Genomic DNA, 19,195 nt, shown 5'->3' on the forward strand with positions numbered 1-19,195 from the left:
TGATGATGGGGTGGGGGAGTGATATGGCGATTCATACAGTAGTTACCGGCGACACGCTGTGGAGAATATCGAGTGCTTATGGTTTTCCAATTACGACAATCATGCGCGTCAACGGACTCGTTTCGGATGCTCTTGTCCCAGGATTGAATCTGTATATTCCTGACCAAAGTCCATCAGAACGATTTTATCAAATTAGACCTGGTGATACACTTTGGCAGCTTTCACAACAATTCGGTTCATCCGTTCAGGCGATTATGATGGCGAATCCAGGGGTTGATCCATACTCACTTAGAGTAGCTCAACGAATTCGTATCCCGACCTTGCAAAAATACAGCATGCAGTCACTCGTCTTTTTCGATGCGTTTGATCCAGATCCTTATCTTCATACGTTAAGGGAAAACGCCGAAAGCATTACGTATCTCGCCATCTTCACGTATTCGTTCAATCGTGAAGGGGCCTTAATTGAAGCGGACGATGAAGCGATTTTACAGGCTGTCAACATGTATAATATACGACCGTTCATGGTTGTCAGTAATTATGAAGGGGGAACGTTCAGCACAGAATTGGGTGATCAAGTGATAATCAACCCGGTTCTCAGACAAACTCTCGTTAGCAATATCGTGACTGCTGTCGATCAAAAAGGTTATGTAGGAGTGAGCCTTGACTTTGAATTCATTTCTCCGGAGAGACGTACTGATTTCACCTCATTTTTGCGAGAATTAAAATTGGCACTCGGGAATCGTATTCTTCAAATCAATGCACATGCGAAAACGAGTGACGACCCGACCAATAGGCTGATCGGTTTTCTTGATTACCGTGCTATCGGTGAAATTGTTGATATCGTCTCTGTCATGACGATTGATTATGGTTATGCAATCGGACCACCTGACCCAGTTGCACCTGTCTGGTGGATTGAGCAAGTTTTACAATATGCCACAAGTCAGATCAATCGGCGGAAAGTGATGATGGCGATGAACCTGTATGGTTATGATTGGAAGTTACCGCAACAGCCTAGTAATCGGGCAGAAATGGTTGCCGTCAATGCGCTGCAAAATCGTGCAATCGCAAATTGGGCACCGATCCAATATAATTGGAATGCCCATGCACCGGGTTATACGTATGTGGAAGATGGTGTCCGGCATGTTGTCTGGTTTGAAGATATCCGGAGTGTTACCCCGAAATACATGCAAATGGAAGTATATGATCTTTTAGGAATGACATACTGGCGATTACGTTTCCGTTTCCACAAAATTGGGCTTATGTACAGAAGAATATTGAGGTTTTGAAATGATCAACTCGGTTGTGTTTCATGATAATAAAGTCGTTTAAAAAACAATAAAGTTGTTTCAAAAACGTCAGTCATGCTTTTCAACAATCGGGCGTGTTTATTTAGGAACGCGTCTTTTCCATGGATTGCGCTATATTACGGAAAATAAGTCAGAAAAAGCGGAAAATTTGTTTTGAGAGGTTCTGTTAAAAGTCACTTTTAAAATATGTCTGAATGAACAAGCCAGTTTAGGAAGTCGAAAAAAAGTAGCCCCAATATATTGAGAAAATGGGGCTATCCTTTTGAGTTGATTGATTTGTGTGATTTTAAGGTGAACGTACACTGAAGTTGATACGTATACTCTCTTACAATAGTTACATCTGAATAAGGTTACTACTATAATTGTATACTACAAGAAAATCTGCCCAGAACCGATCATTGTAGATTTACCGCCGATTTTAACCTCCTTAATTTCACTTCCTTCTTTCATGATGGTTATATCTATATAACTAGGTCTTCCCATTTCAAGTCCTTGTTCACTTCTAATGAAATAAGTCTTATGATCAGTGGGAGGTATGGCCCCATACTTAACTAAATACGCTCCTAAAGGGCCACTTGCTGCTCCGGTTGCAGGATCTTCTGATATCCCCATTGCAGGTGCGAACATTCTACTATGAACGGTAGAAGTTGGTTCTTCTGTTTCGGTTGTAAATGTAAATATATGTTTCGTATGTGGGTTTCCACTAAAATGCTTCTCCCATACATCAGTGCGAAAGTTCATCTTTTTCATCGAGGATAGAGATCGTATTGGGACATACAAAAAAGGTACTCCTGATGAAACAGTTTGAATCGGCATGGTAGGATCTAAGTCTCTAATGGATAGAGACAACAGTTTTGCTACAATTTCCGTTTCTATATATTTATCACCAAAAACGGGTAATGGTTGTTCCATCTCTACTTTTGATATTTGAGCATGATCTTTATACACTGTTACAGGAACATCACCAACTCCTTCCTCAAAAATCCATTCATTCTTACCTTCTTTTGTTTCGATCATCCCTTTATGAGCCAATACGTATGCTGCCCCGATTGTTGGATGACCAGCCATCGGAAGTTCAACTTGTGGAGTGAATATTCTTAAACTTACTTCTTTTTCAGGATCGCTCGGTGGACGGATAAATACCGATTCGGATAGGTTTAGTTCCCTAGCTATCCTTTGCATGGTATCAGGTTTTAACGTTGAATCTGCTTGAAAAACAGCTAATTGGTTTCCTCCAAAAGGTTTTGTGGTGAATACATCGACTAAGGAATAATTTAATGTTTTCATATATATCCTCCTCAATTTGATTTTTAGTTTTTTTATGGGGCCAAAGGACTTACATGAATGGGTCTTTCATTGTTGTTATTTTCTAACTCCACTTGACTCTCTGCCGTAATAGTAAAATATCCTGCAAGAGACAGAATGACTAAAAAGAGAATAAATCCATTTCGTTTCATGTGATTACCTCCTTTCTATTTCATCATAAGCTGCCGCTTTACATTAATCAAATGAATGTTTATAATAATAAACATGAAAAAAATTAATAATTAGGGGTGCTGGTTATGACATTGCTTCAATATGAGATTTTTAAGACGGTTATCGATTCGGGAAGCTTTACAAAAGCTGGAGACAAGCTTGGTTTAACCCAATCAGCTATCAGCCATGCGATCAAGGGGCTAGAAGCTGAACTTAACCTTACTCTTTTGAAGAGGGGGCGTTCTGGAGTATCGCTAACTTCTGAGGGGGAGAGAATCATTGGTTTTATAAGACAAATATTGAATCTTTCAGAAAAAATGAAACAAGAGGCTGGTCGTTTAAATGGTTTAGAGGTTGGTGCAATTAGAATTGGTACGTTTCCTAGTGTTTCGGCCTACTTGTTACCTTCGATTATAGAAAAATTTCATTCTGAGTTTCCCGCGATACAAGTTGAATTCTATGAAGGTGGATACAATGAACTCAAACAAATGGTATCATCCAATATCATTGATATTAGTTTTCTGACGAATAACGATGCCGAGAACCTGGATTTTATACCATTATTTGACGATCATCTACACGTTATTTTGCCCAGCGCTCATCCCTTAAAAAGTAAAAAAAAGATAAGTATTCAAGAAATAGCATCTGATCCCTTTATAATGCCAAAAGCGGGATGTGATGAATTGGTAAAGGAACTTTTTAAGAAAAATAATCTTAAGCCTAATGTTTATTGTGAAATTGCAGATAATCAAACGATTATCGCTATGGTGCAAAAAAACTTAGGTGTAAGCGTCGTGCCAGAAATAGTAATGCACAGCAATATTAATGATCTGAACTCGGTCGAGCTAAAGGAGGAGTGTTTTCGAGCGATAGGACTGGCGGTGCCGAATCTTAATCATGTTTCTCCAGCAGTTGCTGCATTTATTGAATTAACAAAATCCATGCTCAATAGAAATAATTAAAACACCGTGTTTTGGAGAAGAGAGCATTTGATATAATTCCTTTTGTAGTTATTATATGCCAATATATATGAATGAAAGGAAAAAAAGAAATAACTTAATATTTTTTATGACTGAAAGTAAATCGAGTCAAAAAACAATACCATATATATTATTCAAGAAACGGGCGCTTTTCTGTAATAAGGAAAGCGTCTTTCTTCATGAAAAGGGCCAGATTGTGGAATAAAGAAGGTAATTAATTGGTTCATCTTGAAATTGTAAGTTATGCCAAACAGTTTTCTTGAATAAGAGGGTTCTTAAAATCCGTGGAGGAAATTTATTTAAATAAAGTTTTGCTTCTATTAAGTTAGTGAAGGAATGTCCCTTTCACTAAAAGAATAATTGATGTACAAATTTGATCCTAGAAAAATACTTATTATAAAATAAAGTAACTAAAAATGGGGAGAGCGAATGAGTAAATCACCTAATATAGAATCTGATAGTGAAACAAAACGATTTGAGGTCAGTTTACAGACTCGTAATTTTGAAATAGAGTTGTTTTGGAAGAGGTCATTGTTTTTTTGGGGTTTTATAGCCTCTGCATTTATAGGCTTTGCAAATCTATTTGACAAGAATTTCTACTTATCAATTATTATTGCTAATTTCGGTTTTATTTGTTCTTTATGTTGGACACTTGTTAACCGTGGATCTAAATTTTGGCAAGAGAATTGGGAAAGTAAGGTTGCCGATAAAGAACTTAGCAAATATTCGAAGTTGTTTACAGAAATTGAGCCTGTACAAAACAAGTTCCCCTTGTTACAAGCAAGAAAATATTCAGTGAGTAAATTGGCCATTGGCCTAAGTGATTATGTAGTAATTCTTTGGGCCGGGATTATTATTTTTTCTGTGTGTTTTAGTAAGGAATTTATTTATTTACATAAAGAATTGATTGTTATGTTCTTTTCAATCTTTACATTGGTGTATGCAGCATACATGATTATTTTTGGAAGAACTTCAAAGGATTAAATGCTCACTATTTTTCATAATCGGGGGAAGTTCATTTTTATTCACTATAATACGGGTTTATATAATATAGGTAATTATATTTCAAGTATCATTCATAAAAATAAATCACAAACGGAGATGCTTTGCTATGGGTAAAACTAAAAAAAAACATCATTATGTACCCAAGTCTCTACTTGCAGGATTCACAAAAAAAGAAACTGTTGAAAGTCCACTATGGGTATTTGACCAGGAAACAGGAAAACAGTGGGAATCGAAGCCTGTGAGGGTTGGTTTTAAGAACGACATTTACAAAATTGAAATAGCGGATGTTCTCCCAGATGCTTTGGAAGATTCATTTATGGAAATAGAAACAAAAACAGCGCCAATAATAAAAAAATTAAAAAATACATTAGAAATGCCAAAAGGAACAGATTTTATATGGCTAATTAATTACATAGCATTGCAGTATTCAAGGACTCCAGTTAGAAAAGAAACATTATCTGAACCAATGGCTAATATTGCAAAAATAATGATGCAAATGTCTATTGCAACACCAGAAAGGTATACAAAACTTATTGAGGATATGAAAAAGGACGGTAAAAACATTGGAGAGGAACTTTCCTATAAGGAAATGCATGATTTTATAATGGATGAAGATAGATATAAAATTGTAATTGATAACAATACCAAAATGAACAATATACTTACCTCTATTGATGCAATAATACCGACTTTAATGAAAAGAAATTGGTCTGTTGTATATAGTCCAACAACGGTAGGGGATTTTATTTGTTCTGATAATCCGGTAAATTTACATTGGACAAATCCTCAGCTAAATAGAGGGTTTTTTAATTCGCCAGGACATGGCTTACCTGATACTGAAGTCAGCTTTCCTTTAAGCAGTAGAGTTATGTTGCTTGGTAGGTTTGATAATTTTCAACCATCTTCAGGCACTATACCAAACAAACTGACCTTGGCGGCATTAAATAGTTTTACAGGTAAACAAGCAGATCGTTTTATATATTCACGAAAGAAAGATTTCTATTGGCTAAGTAATGATAATAAGGTTGCAAATATTGAAGATTTTAAAAGCATGATAAGAGAAAAAAATTGTTAGTAACCATACCTCCTTGGAGCTTTGGTCATTAAGATAGAAGTTTTTTATAAAGGCTGTTTTCGTATTGATACATATCATTTTTTTAAACTAAAGGGGCGTTGAACTAAGAAGGATTACGCCTCTATTTGTTTAATACATAAGAATTGAGCAGTTTTAAGGAGAAGTAATAATAGATGGGGGGAAGTTCTATGTGTAACCATTATGAAACTCTTGAAGAGCAGTTTGAAATGTTATATGAAGAGGTAGATTTAGAATTCTTAAGATTCGACAATGAAAAGATTGTTGCTAAAGACCCTTATATTGACAGGGTGGTAGCCATAGAGTTAAACGGATTTGATCCGCAACTACATGATATTGAGGACTTTACTAACATAGATAATATTAAAAAATTAATTCAGATTTAAATATATTTGAAGATAAAGGTTTTCACTTGAAGAATTATAGTGAACTTTTAATAGATATTTCTCCTACGGAATCAGATGTTTTGAGAGAGGAAGTAACGTTTAAAGTTAATGGATACAAAATAAAAATGGGCGAGCCTAGTAATTTATTTAAGTTAATATTTGGATATATGTCGCAGGACAAACATTCAGATGGATGGAATTACTTTAATACTATTTCTATTGAAGGTGCACCTATAAAAGAACTTGAGAATACAGTTGAAACAGCAATATTCTTATTTGCTAATAATATGGATATTGATCTGTATGAATATCCGAAAATTTACAAACATATTAGTTATGATCAATCTGTTATAGATTATCTAGAAGCTACAAATATGATAGAAAGTACCGATGATTATAAAGTGGAGTATTACCAAGAGGCTTTAGCATTATACAATATAGGTAGGAGAAACGATGATCCACTTTCATTTTACAGAGTCCTAGAGTATTTCTTTTTAATAAACCACAAAAGTCATATTATAGAGTTGGTCGAAAATTATAATACCAATAAAGAAGAAACCCAATTAATTAATGGAATTAGGAATGTCTTTACAAATTCTGAAGAAGCTTTGCTTACCTATCTAGTAAATTCTTTAGACATAGAAGATGTAATAAAGAAAGCTTACAACTTATCACTAATTACCAGTGAGAATGAAAGAAGTTTTATTAAAGGACTTTATACATTTAGAAATAGCATGGTGCACTCTAAAGAAGAGTCTAAATTTGATATTATAATTCCTGTAGCAATTATTGATGACAAGATTAATAACTGGACAGAAATATTAGAAATTCTCGCCTTAAAAGCAATAATGAAGTTTTGTTTTTAAAGTTAACAAGTAAAGGCTAGATCATACAATGAACTTCAACAATCGGGGCTTATCTGCAGTAAGGATAAGCTTCTTTTTTGTGAAAATTATATTGAGTTAGATTTAATTATTAATCGTCCTCATTTGCATTATACTGGTAGGACTATTAGCGGGAGTTGTTGAATAAGGTATTTGTTCGTCAATTATTAATAAGGAGAGGGTTTAATTGACTTCAAAAATCATCTTTTCATCTAATAAACTAGGCGTAATAACCGATGATCAATTACAAGAAATGCTTAACAAATTTAATTTAGGAAGGCTTATCTCTTCAAGAAATACAGAACAGGGTGTAATGAAACAAACAAGGTTTGTTTATTCAACTGAAGGAGAGTTCGTCTTCAAAGGAAATCCATTGTACCCTGGACAATTGATAGAAGAAAAGTTTTTTGTAGAAGAATTATATAAACGGACAAATGTTAACGTCCCTATTCCTTATTTTTTAGATGATACAGATGATATTTTTGGCTGGAGTTATTCAATAATGCCTCGCCTACCAGGAGAACATCTAAATTCAAAGCGACTATCAAGCAATTTAAACCGAAAAGACAAGTTTAATATAGCTGGCTTGATTGCTGAGACCCTACTTGAGTTTCATAGTTGGAAAGCAAGTCAATATGGAGATCTAGATACTAAGGATTTAACTATACGTCCTTTTGAAGAATCATATGTTTCTTGGCTTTATAATAGGATTAGGTATTGGCTTAATGATGCCAAAAAGTACTCCCGAATAACTACTGAAGACGTTGAATGGGTTGAAGCTTTATTGGAAAACGCAAGATCTACATTTCAAGCCCTGTCTTCACCAACATATGTAATGGGAGATTTCAAACCAGGAAATTTTTTAGTTTCCGGTGAATCTAACAAATTTCATATAAGTGGAGTATTCGATTTTACAAACACTTATTTTGGTGATCCTATTTCCGATTTGATCAAGATGATAACGATATATATTGATAATGATGAAATAGAGGTAGCAAAGCATTTATTATCACATTATTTGGATGGATCAGTGGAAAAAGAAGACTACAAACAAAGATTACAAATACATATGCTCCACCAAAGAATCTTGGATTGGGGATGTGCAAAAGCGATAGGGATGGTTACGTGGAATGATGATCTTGCATTCTCTGAATGGGCAGCGAGATACACTGACACTGTGGCAAATCTGATCGATTAATCTTTTTAAGCTTTGGTAATCGGGGCCATAGAATATATAAGGAGTTGTCGGTGTGACAGTTCCTATTTTATAATAGGCAAAAATTTTAGGGGGATTAGATTGTCAAGGACGTTTAAATTTATACAAAATCGTCGGGTTAAAATTGTACAAAAGTGGCACCTTAGTTGGTGCCTTTTTCATTCATTCGATAACTCGGTCCATCCATGGAGAATACTCGAGAATAGTGTAGGAGTCGATCTAAGATTGCAGTCGCAATTACCCCATCTCCTAATACTTCTCCCCACTCACTGAATGTCTTATTAGACGTTAATATGATCGAGCTGTTTTCATACCTTCGACTGATCACCTGAAACAGATAATGTCCACCATTATTAGATAGATTCAAGTACCCCATTTCATCGATGATTAGAAGAGAAGGCTTGGCAAGCCCTCTCATTTTCTTATCCAACTTCCCTTGAGAATCTGCTGTTTGAAGCGAAGTGATGAGTTCTTGTGCCGTCATAAAGTATGTCTTCAAACCTTTACGGATGGCTTCCAAGGCAATTGAGACTGCTAAATGGGTTTTACCGACTCCAGGCGGACCAAGGAAGACTAAATTCTGATTCTGCTCTATGAAACTAAGACTCATATATTCTTCAATGTCCCTGCGGGACACACCTTTCACACGATCAAAATCAAACGTATCTAACGTTTTCCTAAAGGGTAATCTTGATAGCTTTAAGAGCGTCTGTCTACTTCGTTCTATACGGGCTTGATTTTCAACTTCCAGTATTCGCTCTAGGAATGCATGGTATGGTATATTATTTTTAGAAGCTTCTTCAGTAAGGGTTCTCCATTCAGATTGAATGGTGGTTAATTTGAGCGATTCGCAATATGTATCAATAGCTTGATTCATTTTCTATCGCTCTCCTTCCTGAAGGAATTGGTCGTAAACGCTTAGTGGGCGAACAGCGACCTCTATATCCTGTGCAGCGTGGAGGGTGCCAGCCTTTGAACGCTGCTTTTTTCTTATCTGTTCGGAAAGTGGTAGAACCTTATCGTCTCTTGTATAGGTCAGAATCGCTTCCCCATGATAATAAACGGTAATCGTGCCATCTAGCGTTTCCTTAATCATTACTTCTTGCCCTGCAAATTTTGAGCTCATCAGGATCTTTCTAGAATGGTAATTCATGACCCCATCTCTCCCAATCTTTCGATACGTAATGTAACTGGAATCATATCTTGATGGGTTAAGAGGCTGCAGGGACTCTTTCAACCAAAGCTCTACCGGTTTCCGTTCTGTAGTAGAGTGAATGCGTTGATTCGCCGTTTCTTCCACCCATCTCAGGAGTCTGAGATTCAACTCTTGTAAAGATCGAACCGATGAAGTCTCTAGCCAACCATTCATATAACCGATAAATCGTTCAACTTTCCCCTTAGTTTGAGGGCGATAGGGACGATGTACGGAAGGCTTGAAAGCATAGTGATCAACAAAATCTAAGAACTTTTCATTCCATTCAACTTCTGGACCACTTCTCCGGTTGATAATCGTCTTCATATTATCAAACATTACCTTTTCGGTTACGCCTCCGAAGTATTCAAAAGCATTCGTCAGGCAGTACAATAGGTGTTCTCGATCCTGCCGTTCCGCAAAACAAGCATAACTCATTCGTGAGTAGGAAAGAGTAGCGACAAAGATCATGAGTGGTATGACTTCACCATCAATCTGGTAATGACCAGCTTCTTTCCAATCGACTTGCATCTGTTCTCCAGGTTCTGTTTCATACCGTCTGGTATGACTTTCTTTAAAGGCCTTACGATATGGTTGTACAAACTCTTTTAATATCGTACTGCCACCTGAATAACCTCTTTGTTTAATCTCAATAATCAGCTTCTCACAATTGAAAACATAGTCTTCTTGAATTCGCTTAAGCAGGTAATCTTTATATGGATCTAACTTCGATCCTTTTTTTGAACGGTGCTGTACATGGTTTTTCTCTCGTTCACTTAACGCTCTTACCGTATGCCTATGCATTCCCAACATCTCCGCAATATCTGATTGGGACATGCCTCGTTCCAATAGTTCTTTCACTTTTCGTCGCTCTCCCTCCAACTTCATGAATCAAATCTCCTCCCCCTTAGGATTCAATCTAATTATGAAGTTTGTCGAAATTTAAGGCGACGATTTTGTATATTTTTAGCCGGCTATATTGTCCATTTTAAATGCGACTCTTTCATAGATGACGAGATGGTTAATAATTGTTGTTGCCATGTTGATTGTAATTATAGGTATTATCGCATTTGATAGTAAGTTCTATTATCCTGACCTCCCAGTCGATTCGGTAAGCAAAAAGGAAGTATTAGAAGCTTTGAATGAGTCATCAGAAGATATGGTGAAAATAGCTGAAGAAAATGGTTTTGAGTGGTATATTACACGAATGGAACAAGGAAAAGCACACGCAAATTTAAAAAACATGATTAGTGAAAATAGGTGGGAATTTCAAAAACAAGAGGGTAGTGGGTATTTTTTCGAAAAAGATGATGAGACACTAATTGCAACTACACAGATGTGGACTAGAAAATATGTAATTGTAAAAATCCCGATAGATTGGAATGAGTAGATATTTATTGTTTGGGAAGTTTTGTACATAAATAGTGCAATTCTTTAATTTCGTGAATCGCTTTTCTCCTTCAAGTATCGGGGTTGTTCTTCAATAACGATCTTCAGCAATCGGGCGCAAATCTGGAACAAGGATGAGCGCTCGTTTTCCATTTTAGGGCCATATTCTGGAATAAGAATTAGATGTAATTAAAGGAATAGAACGATTTAACTTGAAATCTATGTAAGTATATTTTTAAAGGAAGGTGATTAAATGAGTACTAATTTGGAAGTTATTGATAAAAAAGTTGATGTTGGGGGATTTAAATTAAATTATAGCTATCATGTAATAAATAAAGAAAGTCCAACTGTTATTTTGGAGTCAGGACATGGAATGTCCTCTGAAGTTTGGAATGAAGTTAAAAATGGTATCTCTTCGTTTGCTAATATTTTTTTGTATGATCGTGCAGGTCTAGGAAAGAGTGAATTAGGCAATAAACCACATCATAGTAACCAAGTTGTTGAAAATTTAAATACCTTACTACAAAAGGAAAATATTAAACCACCTTATATTCTAGTTGGGCACTCTCTTGGTGGTATACATATACGTGTTTTTGCTCATACCTATCCCGAAAAAGTTATAGGATTAGTATTGGTAGATTCAGCACATGAAGAGCAAGATCAAAAGATGGTACCATATTTCTCTAAGGAAATACAGGATATATATTACTCTCAATTTGTTGCAGAAGGCACATATGAAGATTTTAAAGACAGTTTGAGACAAGTTCGTGATACAAGAAATTCATTTGTGGACATACCAATACATATTTTATCAGCTGGTGTCAAAGATGACTATCATAATGATAAGACGTACGGTTTATGGTTAAGATTCCAAAAAGATTTTTTATCTTTATCTAATCATTCAAAGCAGGTAATAGCTAAAAAAAGTAATCACTTTATCCATAACAAAGAGCCGGAACTCGTTATTGAAAGTATTAAAAAAATTATTAATAAGAATAGATGACAAGAAGTACCTTATTCCAAAGGGAAATAGCTGAAGATGCTAAGGTGTGTTTAGGAGGGGAGAAGTGTGGAACGATATTTTATCACCACAGGAAAATCAAAAATCCATGTTACAGAATGGGGAAACGAAAATAATCCAGTAATTTTTTGCCTTCATGGCTTAGGGAGCACAAGTCTCAGTTTTATTGAAATCGCTGAACAGCTTAAAGATGATTACAGAATAGTTGCAATTGATTCACCCGGACATGGCAAAACTTCTCCTTTTGAACATGCAGAAGAATATGAGATGTACTCATTAGTAGACTGGATTCATAATATTTTAAAACAATTAGGAATTGATCAATTTTACTTTTTATCACATTCCTGGGGGAGTTCTATAGCTTTATTTTACATAAAGAAATACCAAACAAAAGTAAAAAGTACCATTCTGATCGATGGTGGATATCAAACAAAAAGATCTCAAGATCAAACAATGGAGGAAGAAGCCGCCTTTTATCGGAGGGATTTTGATGAATACGTTTTTAATGATTGGGTAAGTTTTATAAAATCCGAAAAAGAAGCATATACAAGATGGTCTCCGTTATTGGAGCGAGCAGTAATGGACTTAGGTATCGAAAAAGATAATAAAGTACATTGGCACACTAGTGGAATTACAGCAAACCATATTATAAAAGCAATGTACAAAGATGAAACTGAAGATGTATACGAGGATTTATCTCCTAACATTATTCTTTTAAGAGCAACGTTACCAAAAAGTTGGGATGAGTATAGAAGTAAAACTAGCACTATATTTACACAAAAAACAGGTGGAATAGTGAAACAAGTTCCCAATACAACCCATATGCTACATTGGGATAAACCTGAGGTTGTTGTGGAAGAAATACAGAAGAATTGGGTTTGATCTTATTTAACATAAGGGCGCGATTCTGCAGCAAGAGTGCTCTTTCTTTATGTAAAGGGCTAGATTGTGAAGTAAAAGAAAGGAATTACGTAAGTAACCGAAGTTCTTTATTTCGTAGACACAGCATTCGATTCGGTGTAATAATTATTTTAATGAGGGTTGGTGAATGCAGAGAACATTATCGGAAATCAATATAAATCAGCTATGGAACAAGTTCGATTAGATTTATGTAGGGTCTCTTTACTTATGGGGACTTTTTAGCAGGAAAAATACTATAACTTAGGTGATAAAGTTGGAAATGGATGCTAAAACTTTTTGGGAAAATTTCAGTTTGGGGAAGGAATTGGATGTTGCTGGGTGTTTCATATTTAATGGTTTAAAAGCTTTTGATTCCCTGGAAAATTTCAAGCAAGAGGATGAAATATTTGAGTTCTTTTATAATACTTCTGTAGGGATAGAAAGGTTATTAAAAGTAGTAGTTATATTAATAGAACATAGTGATACAATCGATCAAGAGGAGTATGAAAAAAGTTTAATAACACATAATCATTTGGATCTTTTAAGAAGAATTTCGAAGAAACACAATTGTGGCCTTAGTAATCTGCATAATGAGTTCCTTGAATTGCTAAGCAATTTTTACAAAACGATAAGGTATGATAGGTACACTTTGAATAGTATTCAATATCATGATAAGGAGAGAGTAGGTCTAGTTACTTTTCTTGAAAAACATTTAGGAACCAAGATTGATTATCAGGATATGTTCTTAACACCCAATGGATGGAGAGTTAAGAAATTCATCGGAAAAGTTGTAGGGAAGATTAGCGAAGTATTATATGATCTTGTAGAGAGTGAAGCTAGGGCGCAAAATATTTATACATATGAATTACCACAAGGGTCTAAGGCAAGCATAATATTCCTTGGTAAAAAATACAATTTTTTTGATTATGATATCGTTTGGAAGGAATTAATAATATATCTAATAAACACAAATGATCGTTCTGGTATTTTAGATTTCATCAGGGAAATAGAACCTCTTAATTTTGAACCGGCGTTAGTTAACGAATATCTTAATGTTTTCAAATCTGATTTAGAGAAATACAGCTATATTTATGAGGTTGAGGAGTATTATCAAGATATTGATAATAAGAAAGAACGTTTTGAGATGCTAGAATTGTTAAGCAATCCTAATGTGCATTTTAATGCTGATGAAGATGATTTCAAAGAAGGTATTGATGATGATTATCAAGGTGAGGAAGATTAAGATGCAGTCAGTGAGAATTAATGAAGTGAGATGATAGTACTGTTCAAAGATGGCATTGACAGCCGATAACACTGCTTGATATTTAAAACTATACCGCAATCGGGCGCTAATCTGTAATAAGGTAAGCGCCTTTATTAATGAAAATTAAGGATTGAGTTAGTTGTCTGGTTTTGAAATAATTGGTATTAAGCAATCGGGCAGGATTGTGGAAGACTCAGTTTCGAGATATTATGGGATGTTGTTGGATATATAATGGTTTGTTCTATTAAAATAGAATGTACCGGAAAACTTTATGTATTTGAAAGAAGCCATTCTTTAAAAAAGAAGGGCTCTTATTTTAATATACGAAAAATATTGAACAATATATTCTAATAATATAGAATGTATTCAGGAGGGATAATATGGAATTATATTCTGCAAGCACCAAAATTTCTAGAGATAAATATAGTGTTGAAGTCAAATACTCTCTTTTATGGGAATCAGCTTTAGGTATAGCAGCTATAACAAATGAATCTTTAATTGACACGTTAGAAATCTCGAAAAAAAATAGGAAATTAATCGAACAAGCATTATCACCAAAGATGATGGAGCATCTTGATTATGTAAAAAAACATAACACTTGGAAGACACTTCTCCAAATTCTTCACCAAAAAGACTTTGAACATCTGACTTCTTTTATAGACTATGTTAATAGCTTATCCTCAAAACATCTAAAGTCCATTGCAATTCCTTATTTAGGTGAGGAATACCATGACTTGATAAATGAACTATTGGAGGGTTCTGAAAAAGGTCTTTGTGAGTTGCAAAAAATCACAAAAAATCATCCCTTTCTTCCAAGTTACCTTAAATATATAAAGGACGTTTCCTCTGAGGAATTAAAGAGTCACTTAGTTGAAATTATGGCTGGTTGGTTTGAAACTGTCATTGAACCTGAAAAAGATATACTGAGCGCAATACTTTTAAGGGATAAGGCTTCCAAAGAAAATATGCTCAACAATTTAGACCCGGAAGAATTTATTGAATGGGCTACTGATGGTGTTAAATATTCTCCCGAACCAAGTGTGCATAAGGTTATTCTCATACCTCATTATTTTTACAGACCATGGAACGTTGAAGCAGATCTGGATGGTGTTAAAATATTTTATTATGCGGTGGCAAATGAAAGTATCTCAAATGAGAAATTTGTGCCGAATAAACAATTGGTACAAAGATATAAAGCATTAGGAGATGAAACACGGTTAAAAATACTGAAGATGATAAGAGAGGATCATTTATCTCTGCAAGAGTTAACGTCTGAACTGAATTTAGGCAAAACAACCGTTCATCATCATTTGAAGATCTTAAAGTCAGCAAGATTAGTATCTCAGGTTTCAAACAACAAATATGACATTAATCAAAGCGCCATTGATTTCTTACCTATCGATTTAAGTCTGTATTTGGATAGTGAATAAAAAGGGGAGAAGCTTATGAATTATTCAGCAGTACAAGTGGAACCGAAAGAGAAAGTTCCTGAGTTCAAAAAGAATTTTCAAGTATTTAGATTTATTGGTGGTAACTTAGTTTCCTTTTTCGACGATCAAATATATTTAATTGCACTCCCATTGATTGTATTGGCAATCACCGGATCACCGCTGAGTATGGGAATAGTAGCAGCTCTCGAGAGATTACCTATTCTCATACAGCCCTTTACTGGAGTATTGGCTGATAATTTTAATCGGAAAAAAATTCTCTTGCTTTGTGATTTAGGTAGATTTCTAACGGTTGGTCTCTTAGGTTTTTTATACATAATTAATCACTTAACCATTTGGGAAATATATGGTGGTGCGTTAATCGTCGGTTTGTTAACGCAAATCTATAATACGTCTCAATTTGCTTCCGTTCCTAAGTTAGTTCAAAAGAAAGACTTACAGCTAGTAAATTCAATAAATACAGGCATATTTCAAACGGCTGTATTTATTGCACCAGGATTAGGAGGAATCATCATTAGTTTCTTTAATCCAGGTGCGGGTTTAATTATCAATAGCTTATCGTTTTTTTTTGGATTTTTAGTTGTATTGAGTCTGAAAATTGATAGTAATGTACAGAAAGAGAAAATAAACAGTGCAAAGGTGTTTAGAGATATAAAAGAAGGATTTAAGTTTGTCATTGCTATGAAACCTATTCTATATACGAACTTAGCCATGCTTTTTTCAATTTTTGGAACCACTTTATTTCTAACAATGTTGGTTATACATCTCAAATCTACAGTAAGTTTAAATGCTGTACAGATAGGTTATCTTCTATCAATTGGAGGAGTTGCAGCTATAGGTGGCGCTTTAATATCCAACTGGTTAAGAAGGCATTTTACTTATGGGAATATTCTTTTCTATGCAGGGGTAATAGGAGGAATCTCAATCATAGCTTTTGCTATGTATGAGTCATTTTTGTGGTTGGCATTAATGAATGCTTTAGGAACAGTTTGTGCATCCATAAAGAGTCCTTGTATTGTAACCATACGCCAAAAACTAAGCCCTGATCATCTGTTGGGGCGCGTTCAAGCTACCTGTCGTTTCATGACATGGGTACTTATGCCGGTTTCTTCTTTAGTTGCTGGAATTATAGCTGAACACTTTGGGACTACATTAACTTTACTAATAGGAGGTATAATTGCTACTATTGCTTCCTTTATTTATTTACATCCATCTCTAAAAACTGCTTGAATTAAGTGCGTTATGAATATGAGTGCTGTGATTCCAATGTTGACCTCCCCGGTTACATATAGATCATTTTGGCTCTTATTTTTATATAAATAAGTGCTTCTCAAAATGAGAAGCACTTTAATTTTATGTAAGGCAAGAGCTTAATGCTCCCCTTTTTTTTCTGCTAATAAATCAAGCAATAGTTGGATTCTCGTAAACAACTCATCAAAGGTGATAATAACAACATTTTTCATTTCTTTTCTATACAATTCAAATGACTGTAGCTTATCATCCCCTAGATTACTAATGTTCCCTGCAATTACTACACAATGAGGACTAAACACATTGAAATCATTCCCACTATTTTGACCGAGAGAAGAATACTCTCTAATGATTTGCTCTTTATAACTAAGCGCTTGTACAATACTACCTGTTAGATGAGGGTGAATTGAATAGACTCCTGCTCTGTACTCACTAGATAACAACTCTGTTTCAGGAGTCTTTATTTCTATCAGCGAAATCTCTTTTGAAAGCTCATTTTGATAAATAAAGTCTATAACCTTTCCGCCTCTATTATCTAAACCTTTACCTCCAATGTATGCTTTTTCTTGGAACAATAATGTGGGACTTGCAAAGACTTGACTTAGTACCCAAGCATTTTCTCTTAATGTTACCTGCCAGAACTCCTCGTCAGCATTTTCATTATTGTTTTCCCATATATTCAATAACTTTCTTAATTTAGCAATGCCTATTATATTATTTAATTGGTCTAACTCTTCCTCCTGTGCTTCAAGCAGCTTAGTTACAATTTCTTCAGAATTATCTGTGTCACTCATCCACTTAATTGTTTTTTCCAATAAGTTGCTTTTGTGATCATCTAACTTAAGTAATGTTTCAAATAGTGAACTATTATCTTTAAGCATTTCAGTGATCTTCTCTAATTGTATGTCAGTCTTTGAAAAAGTTCTTTCGCCAGGTTGTATTCCGTATTCTTTATGTATCTTGTAGTAAACATCTAACTCAGTCATTAGCCTGAGCATTTCTTCTGATTTAATCTCTAACTTAATCCATTCATCAGCTTTGAGTTGGCTGTTATCTAATTCTTTATAATCTTCCCAGTCTCCACTTGGTCTCTTTCTTTGATAAACAAACCAACCTTTGACAGAAGCTTCTTGATTATGAACATTATTTGTAATCATTGGTCTGAATAATAACCTAGTAGTAGATTTTTCGCGTAAAATTATATCTTCTCCTTGAGCAGAATCCATAGATGTAGAAGTGGTACTTATTTTCATAAAACAACCCCCTAATTAATATTGTAGTTAAATAATAACATCAATAATCCAAATTTTGTATTAAATGTAAGGTTAGAGAAAGTTCGGCTACGCTAGTTGAAGGTTAACTCGAGGATATCTCGAAATCTTACGAAAAGTATAAGAGAACCATAAAAGTTATGGTCCTCCTTAAATAATTTATTTTACTTCTATAGAATCATCGCTAATAGGGATAACAGAATGTGTTAAGTTTTGCCCATAAATGATTTTCCATTGTCTGTTTTCTTTAAAAACTGCATAAGTTTCCCTAGTTCCAAAGTGTTCAAAATTAGTTTCTATAAAAGCAATAGCTAGTGTGTCAGATATTATTTCAATTCCTACTGGCTTAATTTTAACTGCTGGCTTTTTACTAATTGCTTCAAGATGTTTGTCTAGATCAAATTTATTACTGATATGAAGATCTTTCCTATATTTCTTCATTTCATTTATATTCCCTGACTTTATCGCTTGAGTATAATTAACGATTGTTTGTTTTACCTCTTCGTAAATTTTGTGGTTTTCCTTTAAATCGGAAAAATGTGCTGTTCCTGTTCCAGGTATACCTTTAACGATTTTCCACTGTCCATTCATTTTTAGAACAGGTGCTGTGTTAACAAAGAGTTTATCCTTGTATTTCGCTTCAATTGATACTAATGCTAACTCATCATTTACAACAGTTACATTTGTAATGTCAGCTTGCTTAAGGGGATGTTTTTTGCAAATAATTGAGTAAAATTCCCTTTCATTACTAATATCCCGGAAATATTTTGAGTTTTCTATCATACCATCAACATTACATTGTTTTTGGGCCCTAAGATAATTTAGGACAGCATTCATTGCATTCTCTTTTGTTGCAGCAGAACTATTGCTATTTGTTTCAGCTTGAGCAATTGAAGTGATGTTTAAGTTGATAAATAATAAGATAAGCACCAAAAATAGCCCAATTTTAACAAACCACTTGGATATTTTATGATCGATTGTTGTCATCTAGCTACCTCATTTCGTTTGTAATTTTCACTGTGTATTGTTTACCAACTAAAGAAGATTATGTGTAGGAATTAAGTAGAGATGAGATTTTTAAACTAGTTGGTTTATCACAGCATCGGGCACAA

Annotated in this window: 19 protein-coding genes; 13 read left to right on the forward strand and 6 right to left on the reverse strand. The window is 34.6% G+C overall.

Annotated features, from left to right (window positions below):
- The first annotated feature begins 23 nt into the window (after window positions 1-23).
- Window positions 24-1,286 (forward strand): LysM peptidoglycan-binding domain-containing protein, encoded by a 1,263-nt coding sequence (locus MOJ78_RS06975; RefSeq protein ID WP_304980472.1) that lies wholly within the window; start codon window positions 24-26, stop codon window positions 1,284-1,286.
- A gap of 390 nt (window positions 1,287-1,676) precedes the next feature.
- On the opposite strand, the gene MOJ78_RS06980 is transcribed toward MOJ78_RS06975, so the two are convergent.
- Both MOJ78_RS06980 and MOJ78_RS06985 read right to left on the reverse strand, forming a co-directional pair.
- The gene (locus MOJ78_RS06980; RefSeq protein ID WP_304980473.1) at window positions 1,677-2,594 is read right to left on the reverse strand and encodes a PhzF family phenazine biosynthesis protein; all 918 of its coding nucleotides are present in this window, start codon (window positions 2,592-2,594) and stop codon (window positions 1,677-1,679) included.
- Between the two features lie 32 nt (window positions 2,595-2,626).
- Window positions 2,627-2,764, reverse strand: a complete 138-nt coding sequence (locus tag MOJ78_RS06985; protein WP_304980474.1) for a hypothetical protein — start codon at window positions 2,762-2,764, stop codon at window positions 2,627-2,629.
- A gap of 105 nt (window positions 2,765-2,869) precedes the next feature.
- Between MOJ78_RS06985 and MOJ78_RS06990 the strand changes: the two genes are divergently transcribed.
- The 6 genes from MOJ78_RS06990 to MOJ78_RS07015 all read left to right on the forward strand — a co-directional run bounded on the left by MOJ78_RS06990 (window position 2,870) and on the right by MOJ78_RS07015 (window position 8,329).
- Complete coding sequence (locus tag MOJ78_RS06990; RefSeq protein ID WP_304980475.1) at window positions 2,870-3,745, forward strand: LysR family transcriptional regulator; 876 nt, start codon at window positions 2,870-2,872, stop codon at window positions 3,743-3,745.
- A gap of 447 nt (window positions 3,746-4,192) precedes the next feature.
- Window positions 4,193-4,747, forward strand: coding sequence for a RipA family octameric membrane protein (locus tag MOJ78_RS06995; RefSeq protein WP_304980476.1), 555 nt, complete (start codon window positions 4,193-4,195; stop codon window positions 4,745-4,747).
- 127 nt (window positions 4,748-4,874) lie between these two features.
- On the forward strand, window positions 4,875-5,843 hold the full coding sequence (locus tag MOJ78_RS07000; protein WP_304980477.1) for a DUF4238 domain-containing protein: 969 nt from the start codon (window positions 4,875-4,877) through the stop codon (window positions 5,841-5,843).
- A gap of 188 nt (window positions 5,844-6,031) precedes the next feature.
- A complete protein-coding gene (locus tag MOJ78_RS07005) occupies window positions 6,032-6,247 on the forward strand; it encodes a hypothetical protein (RefSeq protein WP_304980478.1) in 216 nt (71 codons plus the stop codon).
- Between the two features lie 26 nt (window positions 6,248-6,273).
- Complete coding sequence (locus MOJ78_RS07010) at window positions 6,274-7,113, forward strand: hypothetical protein (protein ID WP_304980479.1); 840 nt, start codon at window positions 6,274-6,276, stop codon at window positions 7,111-7,113.
- A 205-nt stretch (window positions 7,114-7,318) separates the two neighbouring features.
- Window positions 7,319-8,329, forward strand: coding sequence for a phosphotransferase family protein (locus MOJ78_RS07015; protein WP_304980480.1), 1,011 nt, complete (start codon window positions 7,319-7,321; stop codon window positions 8,327-8,329).
- Between the two features lie 160 nt (window positions 8,330-8,489).
- Here MOJ78_RS07015 and istB read toward each other — a convergent pair whose 3' ends face one another.
- Together istB and istA are read right to left on the reverse strand one after the other, a co-directional pair.
- On the reverse strand, window positions 8,490-9,224 hold the full coding sequence (gene istB, locus MOJ78_RS07020) for an IS21-like element helper ATPase IstB (protein ID WP_304979193.1): 735 nt from the start codon (window positions 9,222-9,224) through the stop codon (window positions 8,490-8,492).
- Between the two features lie 3 nt (window positions 9,225-9,227).
- A complete protein-coding gene (gene istA, locus MOJ78_RS07025; RefSeq protein ID WP_304979194.1) occupies window positions 9,228-10,427 on the reverse strand; it encodes an IS21 family transposase in 1,200 nt (399 codons plus the stop codon).
- Between the two features lie 121 nt (window positions 10,428-10,548).
- On the opposite strand from istA, the gene MOJ78_RS07030 reads away from it, so the two are divergent.
- The 6 genes from MOJ78_RS07030 (at window position 10,549) to MOJ78_RS07055 (ending at window position 16,791) form a co-directional block, all read left to right on the forward strand.
- Complete coding sequence (locus MOJ78_RS07030; protein WP_304980481.1) at window positions 10,549-10,929, forward strand: hypothetical protein; 381 nt, start codon at window positions 10,549-10,551, stop codon at window positions 10,927-10,929.
- Between the two features lie 252 nt (window positions 10,930-11,181).
- Complete coding sequence (locus tag MOJ78_RS07035) at window positions 11,182-11,931, forward strand: alpha/beta fold hydrolase (RefSeq protein ID WP_304980482.1); 750 nt, start codon at window positions 11,182-11,184, stop codon at window positions 11,929-11,931.
- 66 nt (window positions 11,932-11,997) lie between these two features.
- Window positions 11,998-12,831 (forward strand): alpha/beta hydrolase, encoded by an 834-nt coding sequence (locus MOJ78_RS07040; protein ID WP_304980483.1) that lies wholly within the window; start codon window positions 11,998-12,000, stop codon window positions 12,829-12,831.
- A 298-nt stretch (window positions 12,832-13,129) separates the two neighbouring features.
- Entirely contained in the window at window positions 13,130-14,092 is a 963-nt protein-coding gene (locus MOJ78_RS07045; RefSeq protein WP_304981199.1) for a hypothetical protein, read from the forward strand.
- Window positions 14,093-14,493: 401 nt separating this feature from the next.
- Window positions 14,494-15,543: an ArsR/SmtB family transcription factor gene (locus tag MOJ78_RS07050; protein ID WP_304980484.1), complete on the forward strand. Its 1,050-nt coding sequence runs from the start codon at window positions 14,494-14,496 to the stop codon at window positions 15,541-15,543.
- A 15-nt stretch (window positions 15,544-15,558) separates the two neighbouring features.
- Window positions 15,559-16,791, forward strand: coding sequence for an MFS transporter (locus tag MOJ78_RS07055; RefSeq protein ID WP_304980485.1), 1,233 nt, complete (start codon window positions 15,559-15,561; stop codon window positions 16,789-16,791).
- 140 nt (window positions 16,792-16,931) lie between these two features.
- On the opposite strand, the gene MOJ78_RS07060 is transcribed toward MOJ78_RS07055, so the two are convergent.
- Both MOJ78_RS07060 and MOJ78_RS07065 read right to left on the reverse strand, forming a co-directional pair.
- Complete coding sequence (locus MOJ78_RS07060; protein WP_304980486.1) at window positions 16,932-18,065, reverse strand: Shedu immune nuclease family protein; 1,134 nt, start codon at window positions 18,063-18,065, stop codon at window positions 16,932-16,934.
- A gap of 177 nt (window positions 18,066-18,242) precedes the next feature.
- Window positions 18,243-19,070, reverse strand: coding sequence for a nuclear transport factor 2 family protein (locus MOJ78_RS07065; protein WP_304980487.1), 828 nt, complete (start codon window positions 19,068-19,070; stop codon window positions 18,243-18,245).
- Window positions 19,071-19,195: the final 125 nt, after the last annotated feature.

This window comes from Alkalihalobacillus sp. AL-G (assembly GCF_030643805.1).
Classification (GTDB): Bacteria; Bacillota; Bacilli; order Bacillales; family Fictibacillaceae; genus Pseudalkalibacillus.